Annotated in this window: 11 protein-coding genes; 7 read left to right on the forward strand and 4 right to left on the reverse strand. The window is 63.9% G+C overall.

Translation table 11 applies throughout. The annotated features are described in order from the left end of the window. Nucleotides 1–2 precede the first annotated feature (2 nt). From BLQ01_RS01405 to BLQ01_RS01425, 5 genes are all read left to right on the forward strand, one after another. Nucleotides 3–914 (forward strand): glutaminase, encoded by a 912-nt coding sequence (locus BLQ01_RS01405; RefSeq protein ID WP_026539691.1) that lies wholly within the window; start codon nucleotides 3–5, stop codon nucleotides 912–914. Between the two features lie 15 nt (nucleotides 915–929). Further along, nucleotides 930–1739, forward strand: a complete 810-nt coding sequence (locus BLQ01_RS01410; protein ID WP_091549824.1) for a DNA alkylation repair protein — start codon at nucleotides 930–932, stop codon at nucleotides 1737–1739. 90 nt (nucleotides 1740–1829) lie between these two features. Next, nucleotides 1830–3101 carry a uroporphyrinogen-III C-methyltransferase gene (gene cobA / locus BLQ01_RS01415; RefSeq protein ID WP_091549825.1) on the forward strand — a complete coding sequence of 424 codons (1272 nt, stop codon included), beginning with the start codon at nucleotides 1830–1832 and terminating at the stop codon, nucleotides 3099–3101. A 20-nt stretch (nucleotides 3102–3121) separates the two neighbouring features. Further along, the gene (locus tag BLQ01_RS01420; RefSeq protein ID WP_026539694.1) at nucleotides 3122–4588 is read left to right on the forward strand and encodes an FAD-dependent oxidoreductase; all 1467 of its coding nucleotides are present in this window, start codon (nucleotides 3122–3124) and stop codon (nucleotides 4586–4588) included. Nucleotides 4589–4677: 89 nt separating this feature from the next. Then, entirely contained in the window at nucleotides 4678–6042 is a 1365-nt protein-coding gene (locus BLQ01_RS01425) for an MBL fold metallo-hydrolase (RefSeq protein ID WP_091549826.1), read from the forward strand. A 10-nt stretch (nucleotides 6043–6052) separates the two neighbouring features. Here BLQ01_RS01425 and BLQ01_RS01430 read toward each other — a convergent pair whose 3' ends face one another. The 3 genes from BLQ01_RS01430 to BLQ01_RS01440 form a co-directional block, all read right to left on the reverse strand. Further along, on the reverse strand, nucleotides 6053–6733 hold the full coding sequence (locus BLQ01_RS01430) for a FadR/GntR family transcriptional regulator (RefSeq protein ID WP_026539696.1): 681 nt from the start codon (nucleotides 6731–6733) through the stop codon (nucleotides 6053–6055). Further along, nucleotides 6730–8004, reverse strand: a complete 1275-nt coding sequence (locus BLQ01_RS01435) for an MFS transporter (protein ID WP_026539697.1) — start codon at nucleotides 8002–8004, stop codon at nucleotides 6730–6732. Before BLQ01_RS01435 ends, BLQ01_RS01430 begins: the two co-directional genes overlap by 4 nt. 121 nt (nucleotides 8005–8125) lie before the next feature. After that, nucleotides 8126–9568 carry a PucR family transcriptional regulator gene (locus BLQ01_RS01440; RefSeq protein ID WP_026539698.1) on the reverse strand — a complete coding sequence of 481 codons (1443 nt, stop codon included), beginning with the start codon at nucleotides 9566–9568 and terminating at the stop codon, nucleotides 8126–8128. Nucleotides 9569–9712: 144 nt separating this feature from the next. Here BLQ01_RS01440 and BLQ01_RS01445 point away from each other — a divergent pair, with 144 nt between their 5' ends. Beyond that, on the forward strand, nucleotides 9713–11143 hold the full coding sequence (locus tag BLQ01_RS01445) for an aminobutyraldehyde dehydrogenase (protein ID WP_026539699.1): 1431 nt from the start codon (nucleotides 9713–9715) through the stop codon (nucleotides 11141–11143). Between the two features lie 72 nt (nucleotides 11144–11215). Beyond that, nucleotides 11216–12571: a 4-aminobutyrate--2-oxoglutarate transaminase gene (gene gabT / locus BLQ01_RS01450; protein ID WP_026539700.1), complete on the forward strand. Its 1356-nt coding sequence runs from the start codon at nucleotides 11216–11218 to the stop codon at nucleotides 12569–12571. Nucleotides 12572–12751: 180 nt separating this feature from the next. Here the strand turns inward: gabT and BLQ01_RS01455 are convergent, their stop codons facing one another. After that, nucleotides 12752–15163, reverse strand: coding sequence for a polysaccharide lyase 8 family protein (locus tag BLQ01_RS01455; RefSeq protein ID WP_254779133.1), 2412 nt, complete (start codon nucleotides 15161–15163; stop codon nucleotides 12752–12754). Nucleotides 15164–15409: the final 246 nt, after the last annotated feature.

The raw sequence follows: 15409 nt of genomic DNA on the forward strand, positions 1-15409 counted from the left end.
CCATGGATATCCAGAATCTCCTCGACGACATCGTCGGGGCCGTGCAGCCGCATGTCGGCCAAGGCAACGTCGCTGACTACATCCCCCAACTGGGAGCCGTGGACGCCCAACAATTCGGCATATCCGTCGCCACCCGTGAGGGCGAGGTGTATTCAGCTGGAGACGCCCACGTGGACTTTTCCATCCAAAGCATCTCCAAGGTCTTTGCGCTCGCCTTGGTACTGGCATTCGACGGAGACAGTATTTGGAAGCGGGTGTTCCGGGAGCCTTCCGGCAACCCCTTCAACTCGCTGGTCCAGTTGGAGAGTGAAGACGGCATTCCCCGGAACCCCTTCATCAACGCCGGTGCAATCGTGGTGACGGACCGCCTCCTGAGCCTGACCGGAAACGCAGCGTACGCCGTGCGGGATCTGATGCGTCAGGAAACCACCAAGGACAGCATCGACACCGATCAGCAGGTGGCCGGCTCCGAACTGGCCAACAGCCACCGCAACGCTTCCTTGGCTCACTTCCTGGCAAGCTGCGGCAACCTGGAAAACCCGGTGGAGGACGTCCTGGATTCCTATGCAAAGCAATGCGCGCTCGCCATGACCTGTGAAGACCTTGCACTCGCAACCCGGTTCCTTGCCTCCAACGGCTTGGGCGCAGACGGGACTCTGTTGCTCTCTCCGGCACAGACCAAGAGAATCAACGCGGTCATGCTCACGTGCGGGACGTATGACGCCGCTGGCGAATTCGCATACCGGGTGGGACTTCCGGGCAAGAGCGGCGTGGGCGGCGGGATCGTGGCCGTGGTCCCGAACAAGTGCTCCATCAGCGTGTGGAGCCCTGGGCTGGGACGATCCGGGAATTCCGTGGCCGGGGTCGCAGCGCTGGACGAATTCACCACCCGTACTGGCTGGTCGGTGTTTTAGGCGCATGATGGAGGCATGACCCCCAAGGACGGAAGAGGGCCCAAGGGCGGGAAGGCCCCCAAAGACCGGAAGCCTGCCGCGCCGGCGCCGGGAACCGAGCCCACCGCCGTCGCGTTCTTGGAGCGCCTGAAAATCCGCCAGTCGGATGTCGAGCAAGCCAAGTACCAGCGCTATTTCAAGACCGGCAAGGGCGACTATGCCGAGGGCGACTTCTTCCTGGGCGTCCGCATGGGCGAGGTTTTCACACTGGCCAAGGAATTCGCGGCCATGTCCCTGGAAGATATCGAGATGCTCCTGGAGCAAGACATTCACGAGGCCAGGGCCGGTGCCGTGAAGATCATGGCTCTCCAGGCGCAGAAAAAGAAGACCCCGGAAGAACGGCGTCGGGAGCTTTACGGGTTGTACCTGCGGAGGCACGATCGCATCAACAATTGGGACTTGGTGGACCTCGGCGCTGGGAACGTGGTGGGCGGATGGCTGCTGAATAAGCCGCGCGACCCGCTCTACAGCCTGGCCCGGTCGCAGAACATGTGGGAGCGCAGGACGGCCATTGTTGCCACCTCGGCGTTCATCCGTGAAGGCCAGTTGGATGACACCTTCGCGATCGCCGCCCTCCTGCTCGGAGACAAAGAAGACCTCATCCACAAAGCCGTGGGCGGGTGGGTCCGCGATGCCGGACGCAGCAGCCGCGAACGCTTGCTGGCCTTCCTGGACGAGCACGCGGCAACCATGCCCCGCACGGCTCTTCGTTACGCGATCGAGCACTTGGGCAAGGAGCAGCGGAGCTATTACCTGACGCTTAAAGACAGGGTTTCTTCCGGCTAAGCATGGAATTATGTGACGTTGGATTACCCAGCGTTACCGGGTGTTTCCGAGTCTTTGAAGCATGTTACGGGGCCGCCCTACAGTTTTTTCATGGCAATACAGGACATTTACCCCACCGCGCTGCGGCTGCTCGGCCGCCCCGTGCTGGTGGTCGGCGGCGGCCCCGTTGCGTCGCGCCGCGCCAAAGGACTGCTCGACGCCGGTGCGAAAGTCACCGTGGTCGCTCCCGTTGCCACCGAAACACTTCGCGGGCTCGCCGCTTCCGGCCTCCTTACCTGGGAGCAGCGCGAGTACCGCACAACCGACGTCGACGGCGTCTGGTTCGTTCAGACTGCTACTGGCGCTCCCGCCGTGGACACCCAGGTCGCAGCCGACGCCGAGGCGCAGCGTATCTGGTGCGTCAACGCCTCGGACCATGAAGCATCGGCCGCGTGGACACCCGCGGTTGCCGTGGTGGACGACGTCAAGATCGCCATCAACGCCGGGGGAGACCCACGCCGTGCCATGGCCCTTCGGAACGCAGTTGCCACGGCCCTCGAAACCGGGGACCTTCCGCTGCGCCGGCACCGTAAGCCGGGAACGCCCGGCTCCGTCGGTTCGGTTTCTTTGGTGGGCGGCGGGCCCGGCGACTCGGGGCTCATCACCGTCCGCGGCCGTCGCCTGCTGGGCCAGGCCGACGTCGTGGTTGCCGACCGTCTTGGCCCACGGGAGCTGCTCAAGGAACTGGCGCCCGACGTCCGGGTGATCGAGGTCGGCAAGACCCCCGGGCACCACCCCGTGCCCCAGCTTGAGATCAACAGGATCCTTGTAGAGGAAGCCCTCAAGGGCAACCGGGTGGTCCGCCTCAAAGGCGGGGACCCCTACGTCCTGGGACGCGGCGGTGAGGAAGCAGAATTCTGCCGGCAGAACGGCGTCGAGGTTGAAGTGGTGTCCGGCGTGACGTCGGCAATTTCCGTTCCCGCTGCCGCAGGAATCCCGGTGACCCATCGCGGCCTGGCCAAGGGCTTCAGCGTGGTGACCGGCCACGAAGAGCTCTCCAAGGTCCCCGCACGCCCGGATCACACTGTGGTGTTGCTCATGGGAGTGGCCCAATTGCGTGATTCCGCGGCTGAACTGGCAGGCTCGGGTCTGCCTTTGGACACACCAGTAGGTATCGTAGAGAACGGGTATTTGCCGGACCAGCGCGTCACCATCGGCACTCTGGGGACCATCGCGGACCAGGCGGAAGCCGTCGGCGTGGCCAACCCGGCGGTCATCGTGATCGGCGATGTTGTCCGTGTCAGCCCCTTTGCACCGCAGCACTTCAAGACCGCTGACTACAGCACTATTACCCCCAACCGTCCCCGCGTCCGCAGTAACTGAGAAGAAGAAGGAACACAGCCGTGTCAATTAGCACCCCCGTAGGTTCTGCGGACCGTCCGCTTCGCGTCGCCGTCATCGGCTCCGGCCCGGCCGGCGTTTACGCAGCGGACATCCTGACCAAGAGTGAGGCCGTCAAGAGCGGCGAACTCACCGTCAGCATCGACCTCTTCGACCGCTACCCGGCACCTTACGGCCTGATCCGCTACGGCGTTGCTCCGGACCACCCCCGCATCAAGGGCATCGTCAACGCCCTGCACAAGGTCCTGGACCGTGGCGACATCCGTTTCTTCGGCAACGTGGACTACGGCACGGACATCTCCATCGAGGACCTCCGCAAGCACTACGACGCCGTCATCTTCGCCACGGGCGCCATCAAGGACGCCGACCTGAACATCCCGGGCATCGAACTCGAGGGTTCCTTCGGCGGCGCAGACTTCGTCTCCTGGTACGACGGACACCCGGACGTTGCCCGTGAATGGCCGCTGGACGCCAAGGAAATCGCCGTCCTGGGTAACGGCAACGTCGCCCTGGACGTCGCCCGCGTCTTGTCCAAGCACGCCGATGACCTGCTGGTCACCGAAATCCCGGACAACGTCTACGCCGGCCTGAAGAACTCCCCGGTCACCGACGTCCACGTCTTCGGCCGCCGCGGACCGGCACAGGTGAAGTTCACCCCGCTGGAACTGCGTGAACTCTCGCACTCCAAGGACGTAGACATCATCCTCTACGCCGAGGACTTCGAATTCGACGAAGAGTCTGATCGCCAGGTCCAGACAAACAACCAGACCAAAACCATGGTTGGCACGCTGACCAACTGGATCGCCGAGCAGCCCGAGGACCTCTCCGAGCTCACCGCTTCCCGCCGCCTGCACCTGCACTTCCTGCACAGCCCGGTGGAAATCGTGGACTCCCCGGAAACCCCGGGCAAGGTTGCCGGCATCAAGTTCGAGCGCACCGAGCTGGATGGCACGGGCAACGCCCGCGGCACCGGCGAGTTCATCGACTACCCGGTCCAGGCTGTGTACCGCTCCATCGGCTACTTCGGTTCGGCCCTGCCGGACGTCGAGTTCGACCACAAGAAGGGCGTCGTCACCAACGACGGCGGCCGCGTCCTTGACGCCGACGGCCAGCACGTTCCGGGTCTCTATGCAACGGGCTGGATCAAGCGCGGTCCGGTTGGCCTCATCGGCCACACCAAGGGCGATGCCCTCGAAACCGTCACGTACTTGTTGGAGGACCGCGAAAACCTGCCGGTCGCCGAGGTTCCCGCGGCAGACGCCGTCGTGGATCTTCTCGATTCCCGCGGCGTGAAGTTCACCAGCTGGGAAGGCTGGCTGGCCCTGGACGCCCACGAGCTCGCCCTCGGCGCAGCAGCCACCGAGGCCGGCACCTCCCACGGTGTTGAGGTTAAGCGTGAGCGCATCAAGGTGGTGCCGCGCGAGGACATGGTCAACATCTCCCGCGATGGCGTAGCCGCACAGGTCTAGTTTTCCGTTTTGCGGGCGGGGTCACTCCTTGGGAGTGGCCCCGTTTCTGTTTTTAGTCCCCTTCATTGCGCCCGGCTGTATCCTGAAGCATGGACGTCGTGGTCATCGAAACTCCCCAGTTGGGGGACCGAAGTTACCTGGTGCACGACGGCTCCGTTGCCTTGGTTATTGACCCTCAACGGGACATTGACCGGGTTGAAAAGGCTGCCCGTGACGCCGGTGTCCGGATCACGCATGTGGCCGAAACGCACCTGCACAATGACTACGTCACCGGCGGTTTGGTCCTGGCGGAGAAGCACGGTGCCGCGTATCTGGTGAACGCGGCGGATGAGGTTTCGTTTGTGAGGGTTCCCGTCACCGACGGCCAGGTCCTGCGCGTCGGCAGGCTCGCGGTTTCGGTCGTTGCGACGCCGGGCCACACCCGCACGCACCTCTCTTATGTGGTGCGGGATGACACGCACGACGGCGGCCGGGAGGCTGTGTTTTCCGGCGGCAGCTTGCTCTACGGTTCAGTAGGGCGGACGGACCTGGTCTCCCCTCGTGACACCGCCAAGCTGGCCCATAACCAGTATTCGTCGGTACGGCGCCTGGTGGATGCTTCCCGTCCGGAGGCTGCGCTGTACCCGACCCATGGCTTCGGATCGTTCTGTTCGATCGGGCCCGCGAGCCATCAGGAATTCTCGACGATTGCTGAGCAGGCTGAGTCCAACCACGCCCTGACCGATTCCAGCGAGGACCACTTCGTCTCAGAGTTGTTGGCGAACATCACCGCCTATCCTGCCTATTACGCTCACATGAGCCCGCTCAACGCTGCAGGGGTGGGGGCCGCGAACCTGGACGTGCCGGATTCAGTTGATCCTGAGGAACTGAGCCGGCGGTTGAGGGCAGGGGAGTGGGTGGTGGACCTCCGCCACAGGGTGGCATTTGCGGACGGCCACCTTCAAGGCAGCGTGGGCTTCGAGTACGGCCGCGGTGACAACTTCACCAGCTACCTGGGTTGGGTGATCCCCTGGAACGAACCCCTCACATTGCTGGGCCCGCTCAGTGAGGTTGAAAAGGCGATCCGTGACTTGGCGAGGATCGGCATCGACAGCCCGGATGCCGCCGTCGGGCCTGAAGCCGTTTTGTTGGCCGCCGACCATCCCCGGACGAGCTATGGGCACGGAGACTGGAACCTCTTTGCAAGCGAGCGGAAGCCGGGGGACTTGGTGTTGGACGTCCGGCGTCCGGACGAGTTCACCACTTCCCATATCAAGGGTGCGCTGAACGTGCCCGTCTACGAGCTCCTCGGGAGGATCACCGAACTGCCGGATCACAGGACCTGGGTGCACTGCGCCACGGGATACCGGGCGAGTGTCGCCGCAAGTCTCCTGGACCGGGCCGGACGGGAGGTTGTCCTGATCAATGCCAGGTTCAGGGACGCCGCCGGTGCCGGTGTTGAAACAGTGCCGTAAACAGCAAAAGCTACCGCGGCGCCTTATCCGAGCAGTAGTCCAGGTTCCGGTACACGCTCTGGATTGCGGCCTCCGGATCATGGGCTTCAAGTGCGTCAACCAGTTCGTCATGGCCCTCGCGTGGAATGCCGTTGAAGCCGTCCTTGCGCTGCTGGCGGAGGAGGTCGTTGTGGAACACTCCGCCGAACGAAACGTACAGCTGATGCAGCAGGGGATTGCCCGATGCCAGGGCGACCCGCTCGTGGAACTCCCAGTCGGCGCTGGCCCACGTGGGGTAGTCCTCGGCCTGCCAGGCGTCGTGGCGGAGCGCAAGGAGGCGGCGCATTTCGGCCAGGTCCTCGGCGGTGGCGTGTTTGGTGGCAAGGCGGGCCGCCTGGGTGTCCAGGCCAAGCCGGACCTCAACGATATGTTCCTGCGTGTGCTCCAGGTACATGCGCTGCGCCGCGCCGGACATCTCGCTGTTTGCCCGGACATAGGTGCCATCGCCGCGACGTACTTCCAGCATGCCCGAATGGGCCAGTGCCTTGATTGCCTCGCGCAAGGTACCCCGGGAAACACCCAAGGTGGACATCAGCTCAGGTTCCGCGGGGATCCGCTCCTGGAGCGGCCACTCGCCGGACTTGATCATGTCCCGCAGCTTGGCGGTGATCTCCTCGGCAAGGGCCGGGCGATGCGAAGGGGTCAGGGTCATGCTGTCCTCGGTCCGGTCTTGGTGGCAGTGCGCTTGCTGGTGAGCAAGTGGCAGGTAACCATGAGCGCCACGGCCACGACCGACAACAGGCTCAGGGGCAGCACCCAGCCGCCGGTTGCGCTGTGGAGCAGGCCCATGCCAAACGGGCCGATTGCCGCAATCAAGTATCCCAGCGATTGAGCGATGGTGGAGAGCGCGGTGGTTTCCGCCGTCGAGCGTCCACTGCGGCTGATGATCACCAGAACCAGCGGGAAGATGCCCAAGCCGAAGCCGAACAGGACGGCGGGAACAACCGCCAACGACGTCGGCAGCCAGACCATGGCGGCGATGGCCAGCAAGGTTGAGCTGCTGGCCAGATACAGCGCGGGGCGGAGCATGCCGGGGCGGGAACCGAAGGCGAGCAGGATCATGCCGGCAGCGACGGAGACCAGCTGCATCACGCCGAACTGGAGACCACTTTCGGAAGCGCTGAGACCCTGCGAGGTCAGAATGTAGGCAAACCAGCTCATCACGGCATATGCCAGGAAAGCCTGGAAGGTGAAGATCGCGGTGATGAGGATGCCCAGGCGGGTACGCAGCAGCGGCCACATGGAGACCCGGGGCCGATCGATCCTGGTGGCGTTCCGGTGGGTGTGCAGGACTATGGGCAGGAAACCGAGGAGGGCTGCGACACCCAGCAGGCCCCAAGCCGCCAAGCCCATGGAGGGCGAGCCGAGTTCCTGCGCCAAGGGAACACTGACGACCGCGGCAAAGGTGGCGCCGCCGGACATGGTGAAGGTGTAAAGGCCCGTCATCATTGAGGTGCGCTCGGAGTAGTGTTCGCGGATGAAGGACGGCATGGCCACGTTGCACACTGCCAGGCCGGACATTGCCAGGACTGTGCCGCCAAGCAGTGCGCCGGTCACCGGAACGCCACGCACCAGCAAACCACCGGCCAGCAGTGCCAAGGCGATGGCGATGGCTTTCTCTACGCCTACGCGGCGGGTCAGCCAGGACGTTCCCAAACCTGCAACCGCAAAGCACAGGAGCGGAATGGACGGCAGGATGGACGCCACCAAAGCACCGTAGCCAAGGACCTGCTGCAGTTCGTGGAACAGTGCTGCGGCGCTGGTGATGCCTGCGCGAAGATTCAAACCGATAAGGACCACGGCAATAATGCCGACGACGGCGACCACGCGCGTTTTGGGGACCGCCTGCGCAGACAGGGCCTGGGCAGGGCCAACGGTAGGAATGTTTCCGGTGCTGGGGGTAAGGGGAGTCGTCGCTGCCATATCTAAAGGTTAGACGTTTGACGTCTAATGTCCACAGTTTTGTGGCGAAGCTCTCCGCTGGAACTCGAAGCTTTCCGTTGGAACCTATGGGGACGCTGAGCGGCGGGAAGTTGAGGGACGCTCAGCGGGGGTTGCGGGAACCGAGGCGCTGGACAGCCAAAGCCAGCCAAAGCTGCACGCGGTCCTGCGTCTGCGAGGGGTCGTAGCCCGTCAGTTCAGTGATCTGGGCCAAACGGTAACGGACCGTGTTGCGGTGCAAGGTGAGGGCTTCAGCCACGGCTGCCACCGAGCCGTTGTGGTTCAGGTAGCTCTCCAGGGTGGCCACCAGTTCGGCACCGTGGGCGGCGTCGAACTTCCGCAAAGGCGTAAGGGATTCGCTGGCCATATCCGCCAGGGGAACGTCCTCACTGGCGAGCAACAGCGAGGTCAGGCTCAGGCGCTCCGGCTCGTTGACCGGCAAGCCGTGCGCCACGGCGTCGCGCGCTTCAAAGTAGCTCCAGCGCAAACCGTTCGGCTTCGTGTAGGCGCCGCCGATCCCAATGACGGCGTGGATACCGGCTTCCTGCAAATGATCGCTGAGGCTCTTGGCCAGAGCGGTAGCCGAGGTACCGTCGTCGCTGATGACCGTGACCAGGTCCTTCCCGACGACGGCGCTGACGCCCGCTTCCAGCGCCTGGGGCAGTGAGATGCTGACCAGTTGTTTGTGGTGGGCTGTGGACTCGGCAACCAGCACCACGTTCTTCCGAGTGCTGTTGATGCCAACGCCGGCCAAACGCCGGGCTGCCTCAATGGTCTCCAGGGTGCCGTGGATGACGTCGTCCAGCACCTGGCCGGCCATGGCCCGCTGGGACTGGCGCTGCTTGACCATGTTGTTCAGTTCCACGCTGATGAGGTTCTGCGCATAACTGACGATTCCCGAGTCCACAAACGGCTGCCTCAACCAGAGCGTGCAGGCGTCCCTGCGGCCGGTGGGAATCGGGTAGGACGCCCAGCCATCCGCCGTCGGCGCCGGTTTTCCCGCAACACTGTTGTACAACTGCGCGCTGAACTGGGTGAGCACAACGTCCGTGCGGAGCATGCTGCCCAGTTGCTTGAGGAGTTCGTTCAGGCCACCGCCGGTGAGCAGCGAGCGGGCCAGGATCTGATGTCCGGCCAAGAGGCGCTCAAGGTTGGAGTAGTGGTCCGCCGAGTGCGACTCCGCTACCAGTTTTCCGATGGCAATGAAGGGGATCTCGTAGGGCACCTGCACCAGCGGAAGGCCCCAGCGGTTTGCTTCTGCAATCAGTGCCTCCGGAACAGCCTCATGGGTAAGGCCGATGCCGAAGCCGATGCCCACGGCGCCGGCCCTCTGGACCTGACGGACAAAGCGCCTCTGGTCCGCGGCGCTCTTGAGACGCAGGCCGGTGGTGAGGACCAGTTCGCCACCGCTGAGGAAACGCTGGGGATCCTCCAATTCCGTGACGGCAACCCAGCTGATGTCCTGGTTCCAGGTGGTTTCGGCCAGGCCGGCCTGGCGGAGTTTCAGGGAGGGGACAGCGACGAGCGAAGCGAGGGACATTGCCATGCTTAAAAGCCTAACCCGGCGCTGGTCAAGCGCACTAAGCCGGGGCCTCCTCTGTGTGCAGCTGACTATTCCTTGGACCCCCTCCCTGGCATAGGCTCTGATCAGCTAAAACCCATGCCCAGACACCGAAAGAGGTTGCACACCGTGGTTCAAACCTTGCAGAACTTCATCAACGGCGAATTCGTTACGCCGGCAGGTACGGGTCTTCTGGACATCGTGAACCCCACCAATGGGGAAATCGTTGCCAAGTCGCCCATTTCGGTGCAGGCCGACGTCGATGCTGCAATGACCGCAGCAGCTGAGGCCTTCAAGACCTGGAAGCACGCCACCCCCGGACAGCGCCAGCTCATGCTGCTCAAGCTTGCCGACGCCGTGGAAGCCAACAGCGACGAGCTCGTTGACGCCCAGCACCGCAACACCGGACAGGTTCGCTCCCTGATTGCCTCCGAAGAGGTTGCCGCAGGCGCAGACCAGCTCCGCTTCTTTGCCGGTGCCGCACGCATCATGGAAGGCAAGTCCGCAGGCGAATACTTCGAGGGCCACACCTCCTACGTCCGCCGCGAACCGATCGGCGTCGTAGCCCAGGTTGCCCCGTGGAACTACCCGTTCCTCATGGCCATCTGGAAGATCGGCCCCGCCCTGGCTGCGGGCAACACCATCGTCCTGAAGCCCTCGGACACCACCCCGGAATCCACCTTGGTGCTGGCCCGCCTGGCTGGCGAGATCTTCCCGGCCGGTGTCCTGAACGTGGTCCTTGGTACCGGTGAGACCGGCGCCATGATGGTGGACCACAAAGTTCCCGGCCTGGTTTCCATCACCGGTTCCGTCCGCGCCGGCATCGCCGTTGCAAGCGGCGCAGCCAAGGGACTCAAGCGTGCACACCTGGAACTTGGCGGCAAGGCTCCGGCCATCGTCTTCAAGGACGCCGACATCAAGAAGAGCGCCGCGGCCATCGCCGAGTTCGCATTCTTCAACGCCGGCCAGGACTGCACCGCCATCACCCGCGTGTTGGTGGAGGACTCCGTTCACGACGACGTCGTGGCAGCCATGGTGGAACACACCAAGACCCTGCACACCGGTTCGCAGAACGACGAAGAGAACTACTTCGGCCCGCTCAACAACGTGAACCACTTCAACGCCGTCACCTCGGTAGTGGAGCACCTTCCGGCCAACTGCAAGATCGAAACCGGTGGCCACCGCGCAGGGGAGAAGGGCTTCTTCTTCGAGCCCACCATCATCTCCGGCGCCAAGCAGACCGATGACATCGTGCAGAAGGAAACCTTCGGCCCGGTCATCACCGTCCAGAAGTTCAGCACCGAAGCAGAAGCGCTCGAGCTCGCCAATGACGTCGAATACGCCCTGGCGTCCAGCGTCTGGACCACCGACCACGGAACGGCAATGCGCATGAGCCGTGACCTGGACTTCGGTGCGGTCTGGATCAACACCCACATCCTCCTGACGGCAGAGATGCCCCACGGCGGCTTCAAGCAGTCCGGCTACGGCAAGGACCTCTCCATGTACGGCGTGGAGGACTACACGCGCATCAAGCACGTGATGTCTGCACTCGATGCATAACTCAGATGCATAGCTCAGTTGCGTAGCGCGTCCGCCCCACCCGTACGAATTTCCCAGAAAGGCAACCACCCCATGACCACCACCGCGAACGAACTCTCGTACCGCATCGAGCAGAAGCGCAACATCAACGGCGCTTTCCCCGGCCCCAAGTCGCAGGCACTTGCCGAGCGTCGCTCCGCCGTCGTTGCTGCCGGCGTCGCCTCCGGCGTCCCCGTCTACGTTGAAGACGCCGACGGCGGCATCATCCGCGACGTCGACGGCAACTCCTTCATCGACCTCGGCTCCGGCATCGCCGTGACCAGCGTCGGCGCGTCCGACCCCGCCGTCGTCGCTGCCGTCCAGGAAGCTGCCGCGCACTTCACGCACACCTGCTTCATGGTCACCCCGTACGAGGGCTACGTTGCAGTTGCCGAGCAGCTCAACCGCCTCACCCCGGGCGACCACGCCAAGCGCACCGTGCTCTTCAACTCCGGCGCTGAAGCCGTGGAGAACGCCGTCAAGGTTGCCCGCCTGGCCACCGGCCGCGACGCCGTCGTAGCTTTCGACCACGCCTACCACGGCCGCACCAACCTGACCATGGCGCTGACTGCCAAGGCCATGCCGTACAAGACCAACTTCGGCCCGTTCGCGCCCGAGGTCTACCGCATGCCCATGAGCTACCCGTTCCGTGAAGAAAACCCGGAGATCACCGGTGCCGAGGCCGCCAAGCGCGCCATCACCATGATCGAAAAGCAGATCGGTGGCGACCAGGTTGCCGCCATCATCATCGAACCCATCCAGGGTGAAGGTGGCTTCATCGTCCCGGCCGAAGGCTTCCTCCCGGCATTGTCCGAGTGGGCCAAGGAAAAGGGCATCGTCTTCATCGCAGACGAGGTCCAGTCCGGTTTCTGCCGCACCGGCGAATGGTTCGCCGTTGACCACGAAGGTGTTGTCCCGGACATCATCACCATGGCCAAGGGCATCGCCGGCGGCCTCCCGCTGTCCGCCATTACCGGCCGTGCAGACCTGCTCGACGCCGTTCACCCCGGCGGCCTCGGCGGCACCTACGGTGGCAACCCGGTTGCCTGCGCCGCAGCACTTGCAGCGATCGACACCATGGAGCAGCACGACCTCAACGGCCGTGCCCGCCACATCGAAGAGCTCGCCCTGGGCAAGCTCCGCGAACTGGCCGGGGAAGTTTCCGTAGTTGGCGACATCCGCGGCCGTGGCGCCATGCTGGCAATCGAGCTGGTCCAGCCCGGTTCCAAGGAGCCGAACGCCGAGCTCACCAAGGCCGTTGCCGCCGCCTGCCTCAAGGAAGGCGTCATCATCCTGACCTGCGGCACCTACGGCAACGTCATCCGCCTGCTCCCGCCGCTGGTCATCAGCGACGAACTGCTGATCGACGGCCTCGAGGTCCTCGCAGCAGCCATCAAGGCGCACGCGTAAGCTTCACCGCTTCGCACACAAGGAGGGCCGGGTTCATTCGTGAACCAGGCCCTCCTTTGTTTAACTCTCGCCGCCGTGTTCGCGGGAAACCGTCGAGTTCGCTGGAAGTTTCCGGCGGTCCTCGCAGTGTTCCCGCGAACTCGGCGAACCAACCGCAGGACGCACGACGGCGGATCGCGCCTAGGTGCCCAGCGTCAGGTTCTTCTGGTGGCCGTGTCCGTCCAACTGGACCTCGATGACGAGCGGAGTGGTGCTGACCAAAGTCACTCCGGCATCGGAATCCGCCAGCTTGCTCCACGCCCCATCCACGGTGATCTGCACAGAGGACTGGGTCCGGGAGGGATCGGCCACGGAGAGCCCGAGCTTGTCCCCGGTCATCTGTGCCGCCACGGTGCATGGCCCGGAAACCGAGTACCCGCCACCGGAACCTGCTGTGAAGAAGTTGGCCATGACCAGTTGATCCTTGGCTACCTCCACCATTTGGACCTCCGCGGAGTTGGCCAGGACTTTCACCCCGGGATTCGCGGACTGGGAGAAAGTGTCAGAGTGGCTGGCAGCGGGAAGCACCATGTAGGCGTAGCCGGACCCCACGGGATCTTTGCCATGACGATTCGTGATGGTCACGTAGTCCCGGGTCACGGGATCTTTGGTGCCGCCGGTGTCCGCCCCTGAATTGATGTCGAACCACGAGCCCGTCCGACGGATCACGGCCACTTCAGTGCTGCCGGAAACCCCTGGCGCTTCCAGGAACACGTAGCCACCATGGCCTTCCACATGCACGGACCGCTTCACAGCCACGGCGGCGTCTCCGGCCGCCATGGTCCTTTTCCGGGAATCGGTGCGCAGCGCAGGAACGGCACCGGCCGCGAAGGACCTGTTTTCCACCGTGGTCTGCACGGCCGAACCCCCGGTACCGGTAATACCCGCACCGAGGCAGACCACTGCGTCGTCCAGGAAGAACCACGATTTCCGGCCGGACAGGGTCTTGTTGTGGTTGAGGTGGTCCATGCCGACGACGCCCCAGCGGCCATCCACGGTCAGCCCGCCGGCAAATGCTTGGAAAGCGCGGGGAATTCCGGTGCCCGCACCCCCGGCTCCGCTGACCCTCGCCTGGTCATTGACGGTGGTTCCGGGAAGTGAGTACGGATCCACAGTCGGCCAGAAGTCTGTGCTGAACTGGGACGGATCCTGCCTGGTGTACAGGAAGGTCATCCCGTCGCCTTGGTACCAACCAAGGTTGTTCTCGCTGTTGCCCCACTCGTAGCGGCCTATGCGCTTGGAGGAAAGGTTCACAGTGCAGCCCCACTGGGGGCGGTGATGGACCAGCCTGTCCTGGTCAGCGAACATACGGCTGTAGACGGGCGCCGGTGCCGCAGTTACGGCAGCGTCGGAAAGGACGCCCAGGGACAACAGGGACTTTGCCAGGCTCTGGGTTGGATGCCCCACGAGTTTCTGGTCCGCGCAGCGTTCCAGCCAGCCCTTGGCCAAGGCCAGGAACCGCGACTTGTAGGGTTCTTCGCAGCCCGGGGCCAGCAGCAGGACTGCTGAGATGAGCCCAAAGCCGCTGACGTAGTCGGGCTCGCGCTGCCTGGAGACAGCACGGCCTCGGATGGTGTCCATGATCCGTCCGTCCCACACGAACGGGGCATAGGTATCCTCCACAGCGTTGAGGAGCACGGACTGCTTGGGGTCGTTGACTGCCCAGGTACTGCCGCCCAGCATGGCGATGATCTCAGCGATTCCGGCCAGGGCCACCACTCCGTAGGTTCCCGCGTAGGGCAGGTAGGAGTGTTGGACGTAGGAGCCGTCAGCGTAGAAGCCGTCGCCGCTGGTCACGTACGTGAAGACGCTGTTGACCCCGCCACGGACGGTGTCGCTCAAGGCATCCCTGCCCAGCGCTATTTCACTATCCTTGTTATCCAGGATGCCCCGCATGCAGCAGGCTAAGGACTTGTCCACGCGGTTGGCGCCGGTCTCTGCCAAGGATGTGGCACGTCCGCGCCAATTCGGGTTGGGCGCGAACCAACGGACGGCAGCCAACAATGACGTGCGGAGAGCTTCTGGAACTTCAGCGTAGAGGAGCGTCAGGATGTCCACGGTCTTCCGGGGAACGCCGATCTCCCAGAACCACCAGTTGCCGGCTGCCTTCACCGATGGCTTGTAGGCGGTGTCACTCAGGAGCTGCAAGCCCGCAACAATGTCAGCGGCCAGCTCCGGGCTGCCCGCGTAAGGGTTCCCCGGAACGGCGTATCCAAGTGCCATGTCATAGAGGCGGTTGAAATGCAGGCCCATGTTGCCCGTGGCGTCGGCTGACTGCCCAATGCCGGTCAGGGGGATGTCGGTCCACAGCGAGGTCCGATTGGCTGATTTGTCCATGGACCCCCACCACTTCGCGGCGGTCTGGCCCATTCCTTCCAACTGCGCGGCGAGCTCGGGAATGTCTGCGGCGCTGCGGCCCCCGGTCAGCACCATCCGCCGTCGATCAATCAATTCCTGCAGTCCGGAAGCGGCAAATGATGGCACGGCCTGGGAAAGCAGCGCACCCGCGACGGCGGCGGCCGCGGCGGTGCGGAAGAGGGTCCTGCGACTCACTGCTGGTCCATTGAAGTTCAAAACTGCTCCGTTCAAAACTGTTGCCGCGGGTTCCCCGCCCACCCTGCGCTCCCAGCGCGAGCGGCGCGAACCGGGCGAGCTGCAATGGTGGCGGGGGCGTCGGGTGGCCAGGGCGGGATGGGTGGACGTGGTTGGGAAAAGTTTCCGCAACCTTATGTCCGGTTCCCTGCCCTCTCAACAGAAATGAACAGAACTGCACAACACGTATTGGACTAAAACAACGCG

The sequence above is a fragment of the Arthrobacter sp. UNCCL28 genome, from assembly GCF_900102805.1.
Classification (GTDB): Bacteria; Actinomycetota; Actinomycetes; order Actinomycetales; family Micrococcaceae; genus Arthrobacter; species Arthrobacter nicotinovorans_A.

Coding starts and splice junctions, on each gene's coding strand:
- BLQ01_RS01405 (WP_026539691.1), top strand. CDS start 3: ATGGATATCCAGAATCTCCTCGACGACATCGTCGGGGCCGTGCAGCCG.
- BLQ01_RS01440 (WP_026539698.1), bottom strand. CDS start 9,568: ATGGCAATGTCCCTCGCTTCGCTCGTCGCTGTCCCCTCCCTGAAACTC.
- BLQ01_RS01430 (WP_026539696.1), bottom strand. CDS start 6,733: ATGACCCTGACCCCTTCGCATCGCCCGGCCCTTGCCGAGGAGATCACC.
- cobA (WP_091549825.1), top strand. CDS start 1,830: ATGGCAATACAGGACATTTACCCCACCGCGCTGCGGCTGCTCGGCCGC.
- BLQ01_RS01425 (WP_091549826.1), top strand. CDS start 4,678: ATGGACGTCGTGGTCATCGAAACTCCCCAGTTGGGGGACCGAAGTTAC.
- gabT (WP_026539700.1), top strand. CDS start 11,216: ATGACCACCACCGCGAACGAACTCTCGTACCGCATCGAGCAGAAGCGC.
- BLQ01_RS01435 (WP_026539697.1), bottom strand. CDS start 8,004: ATGGCAGCGACGACTCCCCTTACCCCCAGCACCGGAAACATTCCTACC.
- BLQ01_RS01410 (WP_091549824.1), top strand. CDS start 930: ATGACCCCCAAGGACGGAAGAGGGCCCAAGGGCGGGAAGGCCCCCAAA.